Annotated in this window: 16 protein-coding genes and 1 pseudogene; 8 read left to right on the plus strand and 9 right to left on the minus strand. The window is 57.7% G+C overall.

All coding sequences use genetic code 11. The annotated features are described in order from the left end of the window. Positions 1-155 precede the first annotated feature (155 nt). From CO675_RS27755 to nodD1, 9 genes and pseudogenes are all read right to left on the minus strand, one after another. On the minus strand, positions 156-428 hold the full coding sequence (locus CO675_RS27755) for a hypothetical protein (protein ID WP_097675001.1): 273 nt from the start codon (positions 426-428) through the stop codon (positions 156-158). Positions 429-1,476: 1,048 nt separating this feature from the next. Then, on the minus strand, positions 1,477-1,851 hold the full coding sequence (locus CO675_RS27760; RefSeq protein ID WP_097675002.1) for a NolY: 375 nt from the start codon (positions 1,849-1,851) through the stop codon (positions 1,477-1,479). Between the two features lie 943 nt (positions 1,852-2,794). Then, entirely contained in the window at positions 2,795-3,820 is a 1,026-nt protein-coding gene (locus CO675_RS27765) for an LLM class flavin-dependent oxidoreductase (protein WP_097675003.1), read from the minus strand. Positions 3,821-3,987: 167 nt separating this feature from the next. After that, positions 3,988-4,245: pseudogene (locus CO675_RS27770) on the minus strand (transposase); the annotation flags it as partial. Between the two features lie 944 nt (positions 4,246-5,189). Next, complete coding sequence (locus CO675_RS27780; RefSeq protein WP_245452949.1) at positions 5,190-6,197, minus strand: branched-chain amino acid ABC transporter substrate-binding protein; 1,008 nt, start codon at positions 6,195-6,197, stop codon at positions 5,190-5,192. A 342-nt stretch (positions 6,198-6,539) separates the two neighbouring features. Then, positions 6,540-7,253: a MerR family transcriptional regulator gene (locus CO675_RS27785; RefSeq protein ID WP_198964767.1), complete on the minus strand. Its 714-nt coding sequence runs from the start codon at positions 7,251-7,253 to the stop codon at positions 6,540-6,542. A gap of 122 nt (positions 7,254-7,375) precedes the next feature. Next, a complete protein-coding gene (locus CO675_RS27790; protein WP_097675005.1) occupies positions 7,376-7,585 on the minus strand; it encodes a hypothetical protein in 210 nt (69 codons plus the stop codon). A gap of 975 nt (positions 7,586-8,560) precedes the next feature. Further along, positions 8,561-9,556: a transcriptional regulator NodD2 gene (gene nodD2 / locus CO675_RS27800; protein WP_097675007.1), complete on the minus strand. Its 996-nt coding sequence runs from the start codon at positions 9,554-9,556 to the stop codon at positions 8,561-8,563. 639 nt (positions 9,557-10,195) lie between these two features. Then, complete coding sequence (nodD1, locus tag CO675_RS27805) at positions 10,196-11,140, minus strand: transcriptional regulator NodD1 (RefSeq protein ID WP_097675008.1); 945 nt, start codon at positions 11,138-11,140, stop codon at positions 10,196-10,198. Positions 11,141-11,990: 850 nt separating this feature from the next. Here nodD1 and CO675_RS27815 point away from each other — a divergent pair. The 8 genes from CO675_RS27815 (at position 11,991) to CO675_RS27850 (ending at position 21,047) form a co-directional block, all read left to right on the plus strand. Then, on the plus strand, positions 11,991-12,623 hold the full coding sequence (locus tag CO675_RS27815) for a NodA family N-acyltransferase (RefSeq protein ID WP_097675053.1): 633 nt from the start codon (positions 11,991-11,993) through the stop codon (positions 12,621-12,623). Further along, on the plus strand, positions 12,620-13,279 hold the full coding sequence (nodB, locus tag CO675_RS27820; RefSeq protein WP_097675010.1) for a chitooligosaccharide deacetylase NodB: 660 nt from the start codon (positions 12,620-12,622) through the stop codon (positions 13,277-13,279). The genes CO675_RS27815 and nodB overlap by 4 nt, the downstream gene beginning before the upstream one ends. 16 nt (positions 13,280-13,295) lie before the next feature. Next, complete coding sequence (gene nodC, locus CO675_RS27825; protein ID WP_143279154.1) at positions 13,296-14,669, plus strand: chitooligosaccharide synthase NodC; 1,374 nt, start codon at positions 13,296-13,298, stop codon at positions 14,667-14,669. Between the two features lie 12 nt (positions 14,670-14,681). After that, positions 14,682-15,311 (plus strand): nodulation methyltransferase NodS, encoded by a 630-nt coding sequence (gene nodS, locus CO675_RS27830; RefSeq protein ID WP_097675011.1) that lies wholly within the window; start codon positions 14,682-14,684, stop codon positions 15,309-15,311. A gap of 14 nt (positions 15,312-15,325) precedes the next feature. Next, positions 15,326-17,035 (plus strand): nodulation protein NodU, encoded by a 1,710-nt coding sequence (nodU, locus tag CO675_RS27835; RefSeq protein WP_097675012.1) that lies wholly within the window; start codon positions 15,326-15,328, stop codon positions 17,033-17,035. Position 17,036: 1 nt separating this feature from the next. Next, on the plus strand, positions 17,037-17,957 hold the full coding sequence (nodI, locus tag CO675_RS27840) for a nodulation factor ABC transporter ATP-binding protein NodI (protein WP_097675013.1): 921 nt from the start codon (positions 17,037-17,039) through the stop codon (positions 17,955-17,957). A 3-nt stretch (positions 17,958-17,960) separates the two neighbouring features. Next, on the plus strand, positions 17,961-18,752 hold the full coding sequence (locus tag CO675_RS27845) for an ABC transporter permease (RefSeq protein WP_097675014.1): 792 nt from the start codon (positions 17,961-17,963) through the stop codon (positions 18,750-18,752). A gap of 267 nt (positions 18,753-19,019) precedes the next feature. Then, positions 19,020-21,047 (plus strand): carbamoyltransferase family protein, encoded by a 2,028-nt coding sequence (locus CO675_RS27850; RefSeq protein WP_097675054.1) that lies wholly within the window; start codon positions 19,020-19,022, stop codon positions 21,045-21,047. Positions 21,048-21,209: the final 162 nt, after the last annotated feature.

Raw genomic sequence — 21,209 nt, forward strand, 5'->3', positions numbered from 1 at the left:
AGCCGTCCCCGCCTTCCGGCTCCCCTGCAAATCTGAAACGAAGGCGACAGATCACGAGCTACAAAAACACGACATCTTCACCCGCTACGGACACCATATATCGAGAATGCTAATCTGCGACTTAAGATTGCGGTGAGCCGTGACATAGCTGATCGCTATTGCCGCGGAAGTGTGAGCAATCTTGCTGCCTTGGTCGAGGCTGTCAATTCTGCGCGTAATTTTCGTATCGCCTCGTTCGCCAGATACAAGGTATTCCGTTCGCCGTTCCTTATCGAGCATTCCAGGGAAGCTCGCAATCGGCTATGAAGTACTGTCCTGTGATTATGCGCCAGCAGCGGATCCTTCTCGACAAAGCGCCACGCCTTGTCAAATGCGACGCTCAGGAGAACCTCTGGCGCCTGCATCTGCTCGGATGAGATCTGATCCATCTCAAACTCCAATCGATATCTTGAATACGAGAAGTCGCGTTGTCGAAGCATCGAGTGCCGGTGGCCTATCGAGCAAGCAAGAGATCGGGTCCGTAGGCGTGCTCACGCATCGAGCCACTGTCGACGCTACAATCAGATTTATACAGGCACTCATTGAAGCGCGGATGACCGAACGTCGTAGTACCAAATTCAGTTCGAATGATTCTGTATCACTCGAAGGCGGGCGTGCGTTATCGCGCGCTTTCATGCCGAATTGCCCAAATTGCTTGCGGTCGGTGGTGGTGGCTAATCCAAGAAACTAGAAGAGCGGGCCAGATTGGGTCGACGCTACGGCGGTAGCGGACGAACTGACCTTTCGCCACATTCGTAACCTCGAAATACGAAGCGTTTGAACCCCAGTATCGTCCGTTTTGTACGATTCACCGCCTAAGCGCGTGACGCAGTCTGGACAGTGTTTGTCGGCGTTCTAACATGATCGACGGCGCGCCCGTCTTTCTGTTGTTTGACCCGTTCGCACGGCCGCGTGGTGTGACGTTTTGCGTCAAGTGGGAGTGCAGTAGAGAAGGCGGTGACGAGATGCGGGGTAATTGCGATAATCTGGTTGGTGTTATCCTGCAAGGAGCTGTGGAATGTAGTGCGTTGCGGGATGTAAGAGGTGCTGCCGCGACACAAGCGCCGAACCATCGAGGAAAACGTACCGAACGAGACAACCATGCCTGTGCGTCGCCACATACGTTGCTTCGCATTCATTCACTTAGCTGCGGAATATAAGACACTATAGATACGAAGTACTTGATACAAGAAAGTCCAGCTGAGATGAGAGTCGATGATGACCTCCCCGGCCCGATGGCTCCTTTCGGGCCCCGCTGTGATGCCGGACGGTTGCGATATGACAGGGCAACTGATACGCGGCTCGTTCGCGAGACATAACCCATTGAATTTTGAGCCTTGCTGCGGTACTGGGCGCGCAAACCGCAGCGCGGCGTCGGCCCAGCTATGAATGGCGTGTCATCGCGTCCTCAACGGCCGGAGTACGTCGAATCGAACGTCACTCCGCTGCACGCGACAGAATCAGTTTGGCGATCTTAATTCGGTTGGCAGGCGTACGCAGAGCCTCAGGTAAAGCTGCCACTGTTTGATCGAAAAGCCGGCCCAAGACCTGAAGGTCTTCTGGATGATAGATGCCGCGGTCCGCCGACATTCGCGCTGTTTGCCCGTCGCCAGTATGGCCATTGGTCCTCGCATCGCCGAGCTGACCGAGCGCAAGCTCCGCATTTATCATTTCGTTTGTGAGTGCGTTAAGCAGCCGGACCGCTTCGAGTTCGTTGCCTTCTTCGCCGATGAGGGCGGCAACGATGCCCAGTTGCAGGTCGATGCGGTGCTTCAGGTCCTGTATACGCGAATTGGAAGGATCGAGTTCCACGATGTTTCTCCAGAGTAATTAGAAGCAGGGCTGGGCTAAGTAAAGAGGTGCGTCGTTTGTTGCGTTCGTGGGGCTGCAGGCGCGTGACAAGAACGAGTTGCCGCTGCAGAAGGCTGTGCACGCGCGCAGTCAGTCGCGAACAGCGCATAGAATGAGATGATCGCGGTGCAAGTTTGCAGAAAGCAGGTGAAGGCGGCCAGCGCCGAGTAGCACTGAGGGCGTAAGCGGAGTGAGAATCGCCGACCACGATGATGTAGGGGTCCGGTTCGCCTTGGCCGAGAGCCCAGTTCGCTTGTCAGAGGTCTAGCCGGCGCACGCATGGACCCCAGCCGATAAGAGTTCGTGAGAGCCAATCTCCTGGAGCGCCTTTAGCATGACGACAATTCGGTCGGCGACTACGCGGTAGATTGCGCGTGGGACGTTGCGATGCGCCATCCGACTATGGGTGCGCAGCACGTGCCGCGATTTGCAGGATGGGGTAGTCTCATTGGTGATGCAGGCACGCGCGGCTGGAGATGCCCGGCGACGATGCTCAAAGCAAACTGGGTTCATTGTCACACGTGGTTCGTGAAGGGCTGCTTTCCGAAAATCGGCGATTGACTATGGGTATTTGGTTAAGAACGGTAAAATCGAAAGTTTTGATGGGATGCATCCAGCTCGCGGATAGCGCGCGCGATCGGGGGGATCCGCTCTGGAAGTCGCATGAGGCCAGCAGCATATGAATAACGTTGGCTTGACATGCCGTCGCTCTCCAAATCAGTTCACGTCACCGCCGACGACATCGGCCGAGAGGCCCGCACGATGGTCATCGAGGCGATTCAGTTCTCATCGGTCTTTGGACCTCCTGCTGAATAAGGCAGGAGGTCCTAGATAAGCGACTTCGGGACATCCAATCATAGGAGGTCGCGACGCGCTGCCTCTCTGAGGTACCAAAATCGGATAGTCATTGTCTGGCGATGATCTCGGATCTGATTGTGGTTGCGGTGTATAGAGAAGTTTCCAGCGGGAGGTTCCCGAATGCAAGCTGGCAAAGTAGGTAGTTGGCGCCTGCTTCCTCCATCTGGTTAAGAAGGAGCTGTCGGGCGGAAGCTGGCGTTCCGACGACGCACAATTCGTTATCGAGCGCTGCATCGAAGGTCAGCGGAAGGGTAGGTGGTGTCGGAATGGCGTTCAGCTCGTATACGAATCTAAAGCTCTCGAGCCATCGCTGATAAGCGGTTTCCGCTGCTAGATGGGCGTCTCGGTCAGACTGCGCAATCACGACCATGCGGAGCAGACCAAGAAACGGCGCCCGATCGTCCGCGTCTGTCATGCGCGCCCGATGCGAGCGGAACGCATTCGTAATGTTTCGAACAGCAGAGGAGCGGCCCTGGCACGCCAGATTGGCGCCATTAGCGGCGGCCCACTCCACCGACTCGGCCCGATTGCTCGTGATCCAGGTCGGCGGATACGGACGCTGATGAGGTCTCATGGTCAACGGTATCTCACTCAACTCAAAAAATCGTCCCTGATAGGATAGCGTATGTCCCTTCAACGCGGCATTCAGGATTTCGCTGGCTTCCTCATAACGCTCTGGCGCCGCGTCCGCGCTGATGCCGAAATAGCCCCATTCGGTCGGCAGAGAGCCACGTCCGATACCGAGCTCGAGCCTGCCGCCGCTCAATTGGTCAAGCATGCAGATCTCTTCGAACGCGCGCAAAGGATGATAGAGGTTGAGCAACAGTACCAGCGGACCAACGCGTAGTCTCTGGGTGCGCTGGGCGACGCTCGATAAGAACAGATTAGGCGACGGCCCTCTGCCATGTGGGGTGCAGTGATGCTCGGCTAGGTGATAAGCGTAAAACCCCAGAGAATCACATACCTCCGCCAACTTGAGGCGGTCTTCGTATTGTCGTGCGACATCGCGGCCATCGTCGTCCAAATGGTCGAAAATGCCGCAGGTTAACCTTGGAGGCGGGCTGTTTTTCACTTGATCATCTCCGTTTGTGGAACAGAAGTCCCGGTTGCCTGATGCCGTCGGTCTCAAAGACGGCTCGTTCGTTATTTGACCGCTTGTGACTCTTCTCGTTGGGTACAGGCCCTGGGCTTGCACGATGCGATTGGGTCATGAATCTGCAAATGGCGGTCTAACCACTACTTTGACAGGAGTTCGCGAAGCGCCGCCACACCGAGCATGTGCTCCACCAGAAGCATCTTTAGCTTCACGTTCTCCTCTTCCAGGGCCCTCAATCGCTTGGCCGCAGGAACGTCCATGCCGCCATACTTGGCTTTCCAATTGTAGATCGCCGTTTCAGAGGTCCTGTGCCTACGAGCTAGATCGGCCGCTTTCGCGCCAGCCTCATGCTCCCTCAATATCGCGATAATGTGCTCTTCCGTGAATCTCGATCGCTTCATCTGTCCGCCCTTCTTGGGGCAAGACTTGCACTCGAGCTGGAGCAAATTGCCAATAAGGGGTCGTCTGCCGCGCGCCAGCACGAAGCATGGGTCGGAGGGGGCTCCAGAAGGTTCAAGTTCAGCGAAGTCTGCTGCAACTTCCTGCCTTTCAAGCCCGATAGGCCGAAGGTTGTCCGCGAAGGCATAACGGCGCCCAAAGATGCGCACGCCGATGACATGGCCGATCACATCGATGTCGAGAATGTTCTGGTTCGCGTGAAGCCAGCCGATTGGCATGTCGCGGCGGCCGGCCTGACGGCTCGCCCAAAGGTGGAGCTATTCCTTGCATATCGGCATTGCTGTGCGAGGACAGTAACGAGCCTTCCATTAAGACGGCGGGCAGCGGGAATGGGGGTCCTTCGATAGCAACGCAAGTCACGTGGAGAGCGATTCGGCCGCATCGCCAATTGGTCGTTTTGCCGCGTGCTGTTCGCAGGACTTCGCACGGTGCGGGACCGCTCGTAGAGTGCAGTGCGCATGTGCATCTGTCAGCATGGCGGCTCGATAGTGCAAATTGCCGTTGCAAATTGAGTTCCATGGCTACGTTGTGGGAAAGAACCGCAGGGCACTTCGTGATGTCGCCGAACGCTGTAGGCGGCATAGAGACCTACTTGAGAAGAGCCGGTGAGCTAAAGCGAGCAACCATCGGACTGATCAAGACGTGCCTGCCAAGGTGCTTGTGCAACACTGAGGGTTTTCATAAGCACTATTTTTTTATCATCGGACGCAACTCATCCCCCAGTGGATCGACGTCAGGCAGCTCTGCGAGCGCCGCAGCGAACGCCAGAAATGCTCCAAAAACCGCGAGTATAAGGGTGCACGCGAGTAGGGTTGCACCAAGGTCGGGAGAGCGTTTCATCATCTGTGTCACTGGTTGATTTGTGAAAGGTTACGCGTCGGTCCGATCAGTTCTGCTCGACGGCTTCAACATGCCCGTCGCGCCAACGGTAAACGAGAAATTCAGGAGCCGCGTTGTCACCCTTGGAATCAAACAGGACTGGGCCGATCACGGTATCGATCGACCGCGAACGAAGTGCGTCGGCCACCCGTCGAGCATCGGAAGAGTTGGCCCGCTTGACCGCCTCTGCCCATGCTTGGACTGCTGCATAGGCGTAAAGCGTGTAGCCCTCGGCTGACAGGTTGGCAGCGTTCAGTCTGGCCGCGATGCCGACCGCGTTGGCATTCTTGACGGGGTCGGGCATGAAGGTGAACAATGTGCCATTTCCCGCATTGCTGGTAATGGCCCAGAATTCAGAGGTCATCAGCGGATCGTTTGCCATGACGATGAGGCCAGCACCGGCCTCTGACGCTTGGCGTACGATCAGTCCAACTTCGGTATGATAGCCGCCGATATAGGCGACCCGCACTCCATCCTTCTTCATTCTTGAGACCAGCGCCGCATAGTCCTTTTCGCCGGCTACATAGCTATTTCGAATGACGTGTTCACCGGATCTTTGAAGCCGTGCCGCAACCACGTCGGCAATGCCCTTCCCCGCCGTGCTCTTGTCATCGAGCACCGCAATCGTCTCGTTATGGTGATTTGCGTGAATGTACTTAGCTGCAACGAGACCCTGTTGGTCGTCACGACCGCAGACCCGAAACACCGTCTTAAGGCCACGTTCTGTCAGCTGAGGATTGGTCGAGCCAGGTGACATTTGAATGATGCCTGCTTCGTCGTAGACGTCGGAGGCCGGGATCGACGAAGAAGAACAAAAATGACCGACGACCAGTCGGACGCGCTCGGTTGCAAGCTTATTCGCAACTGCGACGGCTTGCTTGGGGTCGCAGGCGTCATCGACGACGGTCAATATCAGCTTGGTATCGGGAAGCACGCCCGAGGCGTTCAAGGCCTCGACGGCGGCCGCCGTTCCATCGCGCATTTGCGCGCCAAACGCTGCGCTGCTTCCGCTCATGGGACCAGCCACGGCAATATTGACGTCGGAGGCATGCGTAGTCGAGCCGACGGCGCAAAAGAGTAGAGCTGCACTGGCAGCTAAAGCGTAACACCGACCCAACATTGTAGAGCTCCAATGCTCAGCTGAAGTGAACCGTCAGCGCCTGCGGCTCGACTTGCTTCCGGGCATCGATGTGGTTTCTTCTGCCAAGCGAAGTCATTAATCTGGCCACACCGCGACCACGGTGGAGCCTACAATTTGACGTTACGTGCGGTTCAAGCCCCTTTGTGAGAAACTATCCAACCATGGCCTCGGCGGAAAGATCGGCGAGACGCTGCGCGCGCCCCTGCGCTCAAGCCGTCAGTACGGCTGATCCTCCAGCCCGGCAAGGGCCAGGTCGAGATACTGCATGAGAGTAGGATCCCAACCAGCCAGACTGCGGGGGGCGCTCAACCGCGCAAGGACCTTCAGGATCGTCGAAACGCGTGAATCGGCTCCGGCGATTTCTCTGATCAGCAATCGCGCTGCAACCGCGACAGCTTTTGCTCGCTCACCGCAAGGGTGTTCGCCCCGATCCAAGCAATCACGCAGTTCGTCGCGGATCCGCCGCCACCGCTCCTCGCGCTCCGCAGCCAATTTGCACGTACATCGGGACGTCTGACTACGTGTCTCGACCCGAGACATTGCATCCAAGGTGGCAGGTAGTTCATCTACACTTACCTGGATCTCACTGCCCGTCGTCATGTCGCGTAAACGATCCCGCAACAGGGTCGCTCGAGCGACTTGAAGTTCGATCCGCTCCAAATGTTTGCGCAGCAGATCAATGAGTGAAGTCGTGCCCTCCATAGCCTTGCGGATCTCGTGAAGGGAGAAGCCAAGCTCACGTAGCGCGCGAATCTGATGAACCCGTTGAACGCTTTCACGATCGTACATCCGGTGACCGCCGTCTGTACGCTCTGATGCGGCTAAGAGCCCCGTATGTTCATAATGATGCAGCGTGCGTACCGTCACTCCGGTCGCCTCTGCAAGTTCGCCAATGCGCCATCGACGCCTTCGTGGTGTAGCTTTGCTCATGTTGTTCAATTTCAAAGCCTACAACCTGACGTCACGTATGATTCAAGCTATTTCAAAGCTCTAGCTGGATCGTCTTCCATTCCAGCGTAAGAGATGGTGACTATCCTTAGAATGGTTGGCGATCAACCCTTAGGTGAAATGGTGATCAACAAGTTAATCAGGCATGCCAGCCTGGACGCGCCGATCTCAGTACTATCCAAGATGAGTTTGGCGACAGCCGTTCGATTTTCAGGCGTTCGCATCGACGGCGGTAACGCGTTGATTGCGCCATCAAAGAGGCTTCCTAAGACAGAGAGTTCTTCCGGATCGAATACGCCGCCGTATTGTTCCAACGTTCGGCTCCTTGTTTGTCATTGCGTCAAGGCAGCGCACGTCGTCAAGGCGTTTGGCCGCGGTAGGGCTAAAAGAAGTCAGATCGGCGGCGCAGAGCGATGAAGGTGCAGTGCCCTTTAGAGTGATGCGACAAGGCAACACAGGTGTGCGGTGTTTTGTACAATCGCACGAGCGGTTTTCGTCATCTGTACATCGGTAGGCACGCCGGCTGCGTGTCATGTGCGGCTCGCCGAAAACGAATCGGCTCCGTGCATTAGCAGCACTAATGATTCTGAGCGCGGACGGCGCGCCGCGAGCTGATCTTGGTCATGCATACGACGCTGCTGCGGGAGGCCGCGCTACAAAGATGAGAGCTTGGCCTGAGCGAGGCCTCGAGCACGTGGTGCTCGGTTTTTGATGTATGGCCCCATAAAACAAGCAATAGGCGACTTGAGCCGCCGCCCGCACGGCATCGTCCTCCAGACATCCGCTGTCTCATGCTAAGAGAGTTAGCTTTCGAGAAGCTGACGAGCGTCAAAAGGATTCGAAATGCGCCAATGGAGAAGGCATTGACCTCCGCCGAAAGCTGCTGCGCATTCTCGATTCATCTATGCTTGGCGCAGGCTCGCGCACGATGCCGTCCTGGCGCGGCGCGTCGGAAGATAGGGAGCTTCCGGCCGTCCATCGCGAACGACATTGGTTGAGGAGCCACGAGATAACTTCAGGACCGACTCTCGCGGCTGCTTTTCGACGGCCGCGTGCGGCCGCGTCTGCGCCTCCTCTACAAGGCCGTTGAGCGTCTGGTCCAAGAGCGCGATGAACGACGGGGGGTGATACCAATGTTTGCGTCTCGCAACAACGTCGTGATAGCGGCTTGGGTAGCGAAGGCCGCCGGACGTTCCTGAACCAAGAATGAGTTAGAGCAGGAGAAATTTAAAGTGCGGCTGTCCAGACATGCAGCTGCATACAAGGGTCGCACACGTTTTCAAGAGTCCTCACGATAGCCGCGAGGCAACTCTCGTCAAGCTTCCGTCAGTATCCGCTTGTTCTGAAGCGCAGATCATGGAGCAATCAGCACTCGTAGATGTCATGCGAGCTGCCTCCTGCAACAATATCTCTCGTATCCAGTTGCTTTCCGGATCGTTGTTGTGAAGGGCAGGCCATTGGACCGCTTCGGTAAAGCCGGGGAACGGCTGCGGAAGCTCGGCAATCCGAAGGGGCATCGTCCTTTCGAAATGCTGAACGAGCCTTGACGGCATGGTCCCTATCCGGCGCGTACCCATCAGCATGGGCGGGATCATGCCGTAGCTCTGCACGAGAATATCGATGCGTCGGTTGAGGCCACGATCGAGCAGAAACGACTCCTCGATGGGAGGCTTGCGCGCAACTCCGAGCTTAACCGCGACATGGCCCATTGACATGTATCGATCAAATGTAAGCCGCCGCCGTAGCTCGGCGTTCGTGCTGCAACCGACGCACACAAGCCTCTCCTCGAACAGGGCTATCCGCGGGTGCGCGCTGGACATGAATAGTTCCGGGAGGATAACAAAATCAAGCTCGCCGCGCCGGAGAAGCTCATCGTGCTCATCGGCGAGCGCCACCAGTTCGAAACTGACGCCGGGGGCTTCTCGCGCGACACGCTCGGCGACATGTCGGAAGAATACGACCGTGACAAAATCGGAAAGGCCGATCCTGAACCGCCGATTCGATCGAGCCGGGTCGAATGCGTCCCGCGCGATAATGGAGAGCTCGATGTGCATCAGAGCCTCACGAACGGGTGCCGCCAGCCCCTCTGCGCGTGACGTCGGGACAAGTTCCCGGCCTCTCATCGCAAACAGCTCATCATGGAAATAGGAACGCAGCCGGGCAACGGCTGCGCTCATGGCTGGCTGACTGAGGTTAATCCTGCGTGCAGCTGCGGTAAGGCTGCGCTCGGTCATTAGAGCATCAAGGGCGACGAGAAGATTCAGATCAAGGCCGTTGAAACGCATATCTTATTATCCGACGCGCTCGTCTTTTACAGTGCATACCATGAGCGACAACGGCCGCATCTGAAGCGGTGTCATTGGCTCGCGCGAATCAACTCAGTTCCTCTCGTGCGATTGCAGAGAAGCTCGCCGAGCATCGCAGAATGGCGCGCAATGCGCTCGGGGACGACGACCTGCGGCTCGAGCCCGTCGGGAGCGCCAACCTGAGATCTCGTCGATTCCCGGCACTCTCGCAACTCGACTTAGTCGAATCGCCATTGGCAAACTAGCCTTAGTGCCTATCCCGCCATAGCCAGGAGTTCACGCGATGTGACCCGTCGACGTCCGCCTGCGCAGCGTTGGTCAGAAGGCAAATTACAACCTGACGCAGTGTCAGGTTCAAGCGATTTAATTGGTTTCGCCAAATACCATCGTACTCGAAAGCTCGCGTCCTTCGGCGATGGCGTTGGACCTTGCTTGCAGTACATGCGCACCACCCGCTTTGCGGGATCGTTAGCGCACGGACCGGCAATTTTTCACAATCCCAGGGCCGGCTCACGCGTGCGTTTGCAGCATGGCCGTCCGGGAAGTTAAAATGACAAGGCAGACACGTCGAACGATGAGTGGGATATTTGCCTCTGCCGTGGGCGGCTTGTGGTGAACCTAGCAGCGCCTGCGCGTTGGGAGCTCCGGATGTGCAGGTCCCATGTTGGATGCCTCCTCCAACAATATCCGCCGCATCCAAATGCTCGCCGGATCGGTATTGTGGAACGCAGGCCACTGCACGGCCTCGGTGAATGTAGGCAGTGGGAGTGGTGGCTCGACGATCCGCAGGGGCATCCGCTTTTCGAAGTGTCTGGCGAGACGTAAGGGCATTGTTCCTATGCGGCCCGTGTCCAACAATATGGGCGGAATCAGGCTAAAGCCCTGCACAACGATCTCGATGCGCCTTTTCAAGCCGTGCTCGAGCAAGAACCACTCCTCGAGGTTGGGCCTCAGCGCCCGTCCGAACTTGGCGGTGACGTGCCCCATCGAATTGTATTTCTCGAATGTAAGTGGTCGCAATAGCTGCTTGTTCGTTCGGCATCCCACGCATACGAGGGTCTCATCGAATAGCGTCGCCTTAGGATGCGCGCTCGACATGAACAATTCCGGCAAGATGAGAAAATCCACTTCGCCGCGGCGAAGCAGCTCACCGGGTTCATCGGAAAATGGCAGCAATTCGAAGCGCACCGCAGGCGCCTCCTGTGCGATACGATCGACAATTCTCCGAAAAAACACGATTGTCATGAAATCGGAGAGAATGACCCTGAAGCGTCGGCTCGACAGGGTCGGATCGAACGCATCCCGAGAGATGATCGAGAGTTGGATGTGCAGCAGGGCCTCGCGAACCGGACCCGCAAGCGCCTCCGCGCCGGGTGTCGGGACGAGCTCGCGACCTCTCATCGTAAACAATTCATCGCGAAAGTAGCTGCGCAGCCGCGAGATCGCTGCGCTCATGGCGGGCTGGCTCAGGTTAATTTTGCGCGCCGCCACCGTGAGGTTGCGCTCCGTCATCAGAGCATCGAGCGCAACGAGAAGGTTTAGATCAAGTCCCTTGAACCGCATGTCGTGAGTCTATCCATCGTGTGGATGTGTTCTATCGAAACAATCGATTTTACCAAACTGCGGAAGGTTGGATAGCAAACATCAGTTTGGAAGATGAATTAGGTATGCCACAATGGCTATTGGTCGTACGCGGGCTCCGAGAAGAAATCCTGGACGTGCGAGCACCTGCCGATTCCGTGTGCGAAGTGGCTATCTCTGCCGCACGCGAGTTGCGCCTCTTGTAGGTGCGACTCTCACGCGATGCGACGCTAGGCAGGCGCCGATAAACCTTCGTATGCGTGTTCCATCCCTTTCCATATCGGCGGTTTACCCGCGTACACTTGAGGGCGTGCTCAGCCTCACCTTAGTGTTGCGACCAAGCGGCGTGCGCAGATCGCAGATGCCGAATATTTCCGGCGACTGGCCAAATGGCGCGCCTGTCCATCGCAATACAAGGCGGGTCGAAGATGCATAGGACCGAAGTTGATCTGGTGCTCGCCGCGTGTGCCCTCGATGAGCTTTCATGCATCGATGGCCAGCCGTCAGAGACGGTCATGCCGATCGTGACCTTGGGCGCGGCGGAACTTCCCCAGGATGCCGATAGAGTCTGGACAACTCAATCGCCTCATTGGGATGTCCGGGCATATGTCGACCATGGCATTGCTGGAACGACACGCGCGAGCTGCGCGATCGTCTCGCCGCCAACGATGACGCCATTCCGAGTCGGTCTGCTCTCGCGCGGCCTGGCGAGCAAAGTCGAGCGCGGATGCCGCATGCCAACACATTCCAGATTGATCAACGGTTCGGCGAATAGCGAGTGTCTTACGTGACCATATCCGCTCTCATCCCCACTGGCGCAGGGAAGGCCGACATGAATATCGCCGTGCCCCCGTCTGCGGAAGATCCTTCCGCGCGCACTCAGGTCCAGTGGAGTCTTCGCTGGGAAAACGAGCTGCAGCTCGCCGATCATGCCGAGCTTGCCGACTTCTTCCGTAAGAGCTATGGGCCGACTGGTGCATTCAATGCACAGCCATTCGAGGGTATTCGAAGTTGGGCAGGCGCAAGGCCTGAAATGCGCGTAATCGGTTACGACGCGCACGGCGTCGCTGCTCATATTGGCTTACTACGCCGCTTCATCAAGATCGGTGGCGTTGATCTTCTCGTGGCCGAACTGGGATTGTATGCCGTCCGTCCAGATCTTGAGGGGCTTGGAATCAGCCACTCAATGCGCGTGATGTATCCTGCGCTGCAGGAGCTTGGGGTGCCGTTCGGCTTTGGTACGGTCCGGCCTGCGCTTGAGAAGCATCTGACCAGACTGGTCGGAAGGCGAGGGTTGGCAACCCTCCTGCCAGGCATTCGCGTCCGCTCCACCCAGGCAGATGTCTACCCCAATTTGTCGCCGATCCGCATCGAAGACGTGCTTGTGGTGGTGTTCCCGGTTGGACGCTCAATGGGCGAGTGGCCGGTGGGAACGATTATCGATCGGAACGGGCCCGAGCTGTGAACGAACTTATCCCCCTATCTGCGGTGCGGTGCAACTACGGCGACGTTAACGGAAGTCGTTCGGTCTACTTGACCTTCGATGATGGGCCCAATCCATTTTGCACGCCGCTCGTCCTCGATGTCCTGACGCAACATCGGGTCCCCGCGACTTTCTTCGTTATCGGCACGTACGCCGCCGACCAACCTGAACTCATTCGACGAATGATCGCCGAAGGGCACGAGGTTGCGAACCACACGATGACGCATCCCGATCTGTCCAGATGCGAAGCAGCGGAGATACATGATGAGGTGCTAACGGCGAGTAGGGCAATCCGATTGGCATGCCCACAAGCGTTGCCCCGGCACATGCGGGCACCCTACGGCATATGGACCGAAGACGTGCTTGCTACGTCGGCCAAGGCTGGCCTCGCTGCTGTGCACTGGTCGGTCGATCCGAGAGATTGGTCGCGTCCTGGGGTTGATAGCATCGTGAAGTCAGTGCTGGCGGCTGTTCGCCCAGGCGCGATTGTGCTCCTGCACGACGGATATCCGCCCGGCGAGGAGGCGTCGTGCATCGACAGCACCTCGCGTGAACAGACGGTGAGGGCGCTGGCATATCTGATTCCGGCACTGCAACTGCGCGGGTTCGAAATCCATCCGCTTCCTCAACTTCACTGAACAAAACTGGCACCCCATGGATCTGCTCGCTACAACCAGCGCTGTCGCCGTTTCGTCTTATGCGCTGCTCTCGACCATCTACAAGAGCGCGCAGGCGCTTTACGCTCAGCCGACCATTCCCTCATCGCTGCAGAACGATCTCGAACAAGCCGGGGTGGTTCTGCCTAGCGTGGATGTCATCGTGCCCTGTTTCAATGAGGACCCAAACACACTCTCCGAATGCCTCGCGTCGATTGCCAGTCAAGACTACGCCGGAAAACTGCGAGTCATTGTGGTCGACGATGGATCCGCAAATCGCGATCTTGTGGGACCCGTACACAAAATCTATGCGAGCGATCCGAGGTTTCGCATCATCTTTATGGCCAAGAACGTCGGAAAGCGCAAGGCGCAGATTGCTGCGATACGCAGCTCTTCCGGCGATCTGGTCCTAAACGTCGACTCGGATACGATCCTTGCCGTCGACGTGGTCACAAAGCTTGTATCGAAGATGCAGGACCCCGACGTCGGCGCGGCCATGGGGCAGTTGATAGCGAGCAATCGCAACGAGACCTGGCTGACCATGCTGATCGATATGGAATACTGGTTGGCCTGCAACGAAGAGCGCGCGGCACAGGCACGCTTCGGCGCGGTGATGTGTTGCTGCGGGCCATGTGCCATGTATCGTCGCTCTGCGCTCGCGTTGTTGCTTGATCAATACGAAACGCAATTCTTCCGTGGAAAGCCAAGTGATTTCGGCGAGGATCGTCATCTAACGATCCTCATGCTCAAGGCGGGGTTTCGAACCGAGTATGTTCCCGACGCGATCGCAGCAACAGTGGTGCCGGACAGCCTTGGACCATATCTGCGACAGCAACTTCGCTGGGCGCGCAGTACCTTTCGGGACACGTTTCTCGCGTTGCGCTTGCTGCCCGAGCTGGATCGCTATCTGACGCTCGACGTTGTCGGACAAAATCTCGGCCCCTTGCTTCTCGCCCTGTCATCACTGGCTGCGCTCGCACAGTTCGTCATCGGCGGGTCGGTGGCCTGGTGGACGGTGCTGACGATTGCGGCCATGACGATGGTCCGGTGCAGTGTGGCGGCGTTCCGTGCTCGCGATTTGCGGTTTCTCGGCTTCTCGCTTCACACACCCATCAATATCTTTCTCTTGCTGCCGTTGAAAGCCTACGCGCTTTGTACATTGAGCAATAGCGATTGGCTGTCGCGTAAAGTCATGGTGTCAAGCGATGGAGAAAGTAAAGCTGTCATCCCGCGTAGGGCCGCCGGAATAAGCTCCGCAAAAAGTAGTGTGAGCTCTGCCGCAATTCGTAAGCCTGGGCTTTCGCACCGTGCATCGAGCGTGGCGGGGACCGAGAGTGTTTGCGGCCGCGATCGATCGAGCGCCTACAAATAGGTTGAATGACCCGTGACATCGGACAAGAACTATCTGCTATTGGAGCGCGAATTGGCTGTCGATGATCCATGGCGGCTCGACAGCAATTCGTTCGAGCAGGAACGATACGTGCAGATGCTGCGGATGTCGCGTTGCAACGGTGACGTTGTGCATGCCCTCGAAGTCGGATGTGCAGCCGGCGCATTCACCGAAATGCTGGCGCCGCACTGCCAAAGGCTCACCGTGGTCGATGTCATGCCGCAGGCGATCGAGCGTGCTCGCCAGCGGACCAAGAGGTGGTCACATATCACGTGGATAACCTGTGACATTCAGCGGTTCTCGACGGCTGAGCAGTTCGATCTGATCGTCGTGGCCGAGGTTCTTTACTTCCTCAAGGGCATCGCCGAAATGCACGCAGCCATCCTCAACCTGGTGGGTATGCTTGCACCAAATGGCGCTCTGGTGTTCGGATCTGCGCGTGATGCCCCGTGTCGACGCTGGGGGCACGCTGCCGGTGCTGAAACAGTGATTTCTCTCTTCAATGAAAGCCTATCCGAGATCGAGCGTCTTCATTGCCATACAGAGTCGGTCAACGAAGACTGTTTGCTCGTGCTGTTCCGGAAACCGACTAACTCGTCAGAACAATCAAATTACGGTCATTAGGGCCAGGGGGTCATATGCGCATCTGTGGCATCAAGTTAACACATGACGGAGCAATCGCTGTCGTCGAGGACGGGCAGCTTGTCTTTTGCACGGAGCAAGAGAAGCGCGGCAACAATCCACGGTATCAATCCGTCGATAACCTTGATGCAGTCGTGCTCGCATTGGCTGAGCATGGCCTAGATCCACGAGATATTGATCAGTTCGTCATCGACGGCTGGGATGGAGAGATCGAGTCGCAGTTCCAGGTTCTCAGTGGTGCGGTTCCGATCGCGTTGAAGGGGGCGCCATATGTCGAGCGCCATGCCGAGGGCCTTCTAGATTCGGTCGATGGCTATGGCCTGATCCTCGGCGGCAAGGTATTTCCCTATAAGAGTTACCCGCACGTCACGGGCCACGTCGCCTCGGCATACAGCACCAGCCCGTTTGCCAGCGCCGGAAAACCCGCGTTCTGTCTGGTATGGGATGGCTGCATCTTTCCACGTCTCTACTATGTCGAACCTCGAGGCGCGCGGCTCATTGCCAGTCTGTTTCCAATGATCGGTCATGCCTATGCTGCCGCGGGTCTTCATTTCGGGCCTTACAGGCAGCCGAATCGCACCAATTGGGACTTGGGCATCGCCGGCAAGCTGATGGCTTATATCGCCCTTGGCTCTGTCGACGAAACCATCGTGGCAGTATTTCAGGAGCTTTACGAAAAGCGCTTCGCTGCCGATACGGAGCAGGCCCGTCGCTACCGCGCCGACATCAACAATGCGGAGGCGTCGCTTGCCGCTGTGCACGACTTTTTTGAGGCGAGCGCGCTGCGCTTGACAGCCAAGCGAGCCGAAGACGTCCTTGCGTCGTTTCATGTGTTCTTGGAACGTCTTCTTGTCCGGGAAATCGCGATGGTTCTGCTGCGGCACTCGTCGCTTCCGGGCGCGAGGAACCTATGCGTAGCCGGGGGGTGCGGGCTCAATATCAAGTGGAACAGTGCGCTTCGGGCGACGGGATTGTTCGATGAGGTCTGGGTGCCGCCGTTTCCAAATGACAGCGGCTCGGCAATTGGCGCTGCATGCAGCGCGATGGCGGCACAAAAGGGATTCGGGCCACTAAAATGGTCGGTCTACAGCGGTCCGGCGCTGCAGGCCAACGAAAGTCCGTCAGAATGGGAGGCTGCGCCATGCACTCTCCGCGAGCTTGCGGCTATTCTTGCCGACAACACGCCGGTAATCTTCCTTTCGGGACGCGCCGAGCTTGGGCCGCGGGCGTTGGGTGGCAGAAGCATTCTTGCAGCAGCAACCTCGCCGGCAATGAAAGATCACCTCAACGATATCAAGCGCCGCGAGCAGTTCCGGCCAGTAGCGCCGATTTGCCTGGAGGACCGGGCGCCGGAGATCTTCAGCCCCGGGACGCCAGATCCCTATATGCTGTTCGATCACCAGACTCGCGCGGAGTGGCGCGATAAGGTCCCTGCTATCGTCCATCTGGACGGCTCTGCACGATTGCAGACAGTCGCCCGCAACTCTCCCCACAAAATCGCCGAGCTTCTCGTCGAGTTCGAACAGCTCACAGGCATTCCGCTGCTTTGCAACACGAGTGCGAACCTCCACGGACGAGGATTCTTCCCGGATGCGGCCGCCGCCTGCCACTGGGGACGCGTAGAGCATGTGTGGTGCGACGGTATGCTCTGGACCAAAACGGTCGTAAGCAAATCCACGTCGGCTGAACGACTTTTGTCCGCTTAGGATGAACATGTCCAGCGCAGCAATCGAGCTTGCCGGCGTAAGAAAATCATTTGGCGACAAGATCATCGTCGATGAGCTGTCGTTCTCGGTTGCGCGCGGAGAATGCTTCGGCCTGCTCGGGCCGAATGGAGCCGGCAAGAGCACGATTGCGCGCATGCTGCTCGGGATGATCTCGCCGGACGCGGGCAAGATTACAGTCCTCAATGAGCCTGTGCCTGCACGCGCTCGTGTAGCACGTGTGCGGATTGGCGTTGTCCCGCAGTTCGATAATCTCGAACTCGAGTTCACCGTACGCGAGAACCTGCTGGTATTTGGTCGTTACTTCGGCATGAGTGCTCGCAAGGTTGAGACGATCGTACCCTCGTTGCTCGCGTTTGCGCGGCTCGAAAGCAAGGCGGACGTGCGCGTCGCGCATCTGTCGGGCGGCATGAAGCGTCGGCTGACACTGGCGCGTGCCCTGATCAATGATCCGCATCTTCTCGTGATGGACGAGCCCACGACCGGCCTGGATCCGCACGCGCGCCACCTGATCTGGGAACGTTTGCGCGTTCTGCTTGCGCGTGGAAAAACAATTCTGCTCACCACGCACTTCATGGAAGAAGCCGAACGCCTATGCGATCGGCTTTGCGTGCTCGAGAGTGGACGCAAGATCGCCGAAGGAAAGCCGGACGCCTTGATCGACGAGCATATCGGATGCGACGTGATCGAGATCTATGGCGGTGATCCACATGAGTTCGTTGAACCACTCAGGCCTTATGCTCGGCACATCGAAGTGAGTGGAGAGACGCTGTTTTGCTATGCGCCCTATCCGGAGCAGGTACGTGTGCAGCTGCGCGGCCGAGCGGGCCTTCGCATTCTGCAGCGGCCGCCGAATCTCGAAGACGTGTTCTTGCGGCTGACCGGGCGCGAGATGGAGAAATGAGCGATGGGTGAAAGTTATGCGGCGCTGATGCCGGCTAACCCGTACAACTGGATCGCGGTATGGCGTCGAAACTTCCTGGCATGGAGGAAAGTCGCACTTGCATCTGTTCTCGGCAACCTCGCAGATCCCATAACCAACCTGTTCGGCCTTGGCTTTGGTCTTGGACTAATCGTGGGCCGCGTTGACGGGACTTCGTACATCGCGTTTCTGGCGGCCGGCATGGTCGCGACCAGCGCCATGACGTCCGCGACCTTTGAAACCATGTATGCAACCTTTGCTCGGATGGATGCCAAGCGTACCTGGGAAGCAATCCTGTCCACACAACTCACGCTTGGCGACGTCGTTCTGGGCGAATTGGTGTGGGCAGCCAGTAAGTCCGTTCTGGCCGGAACCGCAATCGGAATTGTCGCTGCGACGCTGGGTTATGCATCCTGGGCGTCCATTTTGTATGCAATGCCGATGGTGGCCTTGACCGGCCTTGTCTTCGCAAGTTTGGCGATGGTCGTCATATCTCTTGCGCCAAGTTACGACTACTTCGTGTTTTACCAGACACTAATCCTGACACCCATGGTGTTTCTGTGTGGCGCAATCTTTCCGATGAGCCAACTGCCGAGCTCCTTTCAGCAGGTCGCTGGCTTTTTGCCGCTGGCGCATTCGGTGGATCTCATCCGCCCGGCGATGCTGGAGCGTGCGGCCAGCGGCGGGGCTGCCTTCCATGTCGGTGCGCTCTGCATGTACGCGGTATTACCTTTCTTTGTGTCGACGGCCTTGTTTCGGCGTCGTCTGCTGCGTTGACGGAGTTCGCAATGCTCTGTCTTGGTTGAGGCAGCGTGAGCTGTGACAGAAGCAGTCGCAATGACTTGATAACAAGCCGGGCGTACGCCGCCGGATCGGTCGAACGGTGCGGGAACGCCGAGCACCTAAATAGGCCGAGCCGGCTCGCCGCCGGGGGGGCTTCGCAAGAGCATTGGTTGTGCTGCCTGGCCCGCGTGGGCGTGACGGTACAGACGATTTAGTTGGGAGGGCGATTGGCCTTCCTGTCATGATTAAATGGAGAGCGGAATGTTGTGTCTCGGAGTGAGTGGCGGTCTGGACAGAATCTATCAGAACTCGCCCGAGCTGCCCAATACATTTCTGCACGATGGCGCTGCGGTGCTCGTGCGGGATGGCCGTGTGCTTGCTGCTGTCGAAGAGGAGCGCCTCAATCGAGTCAAGCACTCCAACAAGTTCCCAAGCAACTCGATCCGATACTGCCTTTCAACTGCAGGAGTTGAGCTTTGCGAGATCGACCGCATCGCGTTCTACGCGACTGAAGCCTACTGCAATACCATGCTGGAGCGGCTGTTTGTTTCTCAGCCAGTGCCGTTGGACGCCAAACTGTTGCTACGTCAGCTGTTGGCAAGGGAATTCGGCACCGACGTCGATGCGTCGCGCGTGTGCTTCGTAAATCACTATGAAGCGCATGCCGCGAGCGCATTTGCCATGTCTGGATTTGAGCAAAGCCTGATCTTTGCGGTCGACGGCGGCGGGGACTTTCTCTCAGGTCTGCTGGCAGTGGGGTCTGGCACCGAAATTTCGCAACTCGTAAGCTTTTCAGAACATAACTCTCTCGGGCTGTTCTATCTCGAGACGATCCGTTATCTCGGCTACGGGTTGTTCGACGAGTACAAAGTGATGGGGCTTGCCCCCTATGGTGACCCTGCTCCCTATCGCGAGCTCTTCGCGCAGTTCTACGAATTGTTGGACAATGGTGGTTATCGGGTCCATCTGGATCGAATCGGCCCGGCCTTGATCCGCAGCATCCAGGTCCGGCGAAAGGGAATGGCATTCACGCAGCAGCATCGAGACGTCAGCGCTTCGCTGCAGGAAGCGCTGGAGCGGATCATATTTCATATCCTGCGGCATCATCGCGAAGCGACGGGCATGAAGCGCTTGTGCCTGGCGGGAGGCGTAGCCCACAATTGCACGATGAACGGTAAGCTGTTCTATTCCGGGCTTTTCGACGACATCTTCGTCCAGCCCGCAGCGCACGACGCCGGTTGCGCACTCGGCGCTGCATTGATGATGTCAAACGAGCTGGGTCGGCCCGCGCCGCGCGAGCGACTGTCGGACGTCTATTGGGGACCCGATCTCGGGACCGAGCATGCCATAGAACGCGAGCTCATTGCATGGTCCGGCCACCTCGATTTTCAACGTAGTGATGACATCGCAACCAGTGCAGCGGACTGGATGGCAAATGGCGCTGTCATCGGCTGGGTTCAGGGCCGTTCTGAGTTCGGGCCACGTGCGCTTGGCAACCGCAGCATTCTCGCCGACCCGCGGCCAGCGGAAAACAAGAACCGGATAAACGCGATGGTCAAAAAGCGCGAGGGCTATCGTCCGTTTGCGCCGTCAGTGTTGGAGGAGGATGCAAGCGAGTTCTTTGAGCTCCCAGGCGGCAAGCGGGAGTTTCCCTTCATGAACTTCGTGGTTCGTGTGCGTGCGGCTCACCATGGCGTGCTCGGTGCGGTCACGCACGTTGATGGAACTGCTCGGCTGCAAACGGTCTCGCGCAACACAAATCCTGCCTATTGGGATGTCATTAATGCATTCAAGAAGCGAACCGGCATCCCGGTTCTTCTAAACACGTCCTTCAACAACAATGCCGAGCCGATCGTCGATTCCGTTTCAGACGCCATCGCCACCTTCTTGACGACCGACCTGGACGGACTTGTAGTTGGGCCATTCCTCGTCAAGAAGCGGCCGGCAACACTGCGCGATTGGTGTACACTGAGCGTTTCATTGCCTCCGTATGCATCCCTTCATCGTATTCGCGCCTACACAGCGGAAGATCGGCAGGAAGCGGTTTGCGAGATCCGTATCGGACATTCGGGGCCCGAGAGTATGCGTATCTCGCATGAGCTCTTCGACCTGCTGGTGCGGATCGAGGGGGAGGCCTCGCTCGGCTGGCTTCTCGACACAACTATGCTGGACCAGCCCCGGCGCGAAGATCTCGTCAAGGAACTGCGGCTCTTGTGGGAACAGCGGGGCGTTCGGCTGCATCCGCCACGCGCCGCTTGCGTCCGCATTAAAGCGATAGGCGAAGCATAACCGGCGATCATGTGTATGGCCAAGGCTGCGCCTCCATGTACAGGAGGCTAGGTCGAGTGGAATAGGGCACAATAGGCATCCGGTTGAAATCGGGTATATCGGCGCAACAGCTCTAATAGAAGAGAAGCGGCCAGCGTTGAGGGAACCCGCTACGAGGATAGC

Source organism: Bradyrhizobium sp. C9 (assembly GCF_002532045.1).
Taxonomy (GTDB): domain Bacteria; phylum Pseudomonadota; class Alphaproteobacteria; order Rhizobiales; family Xanthobacteraceae; genus Bradyrhizobium.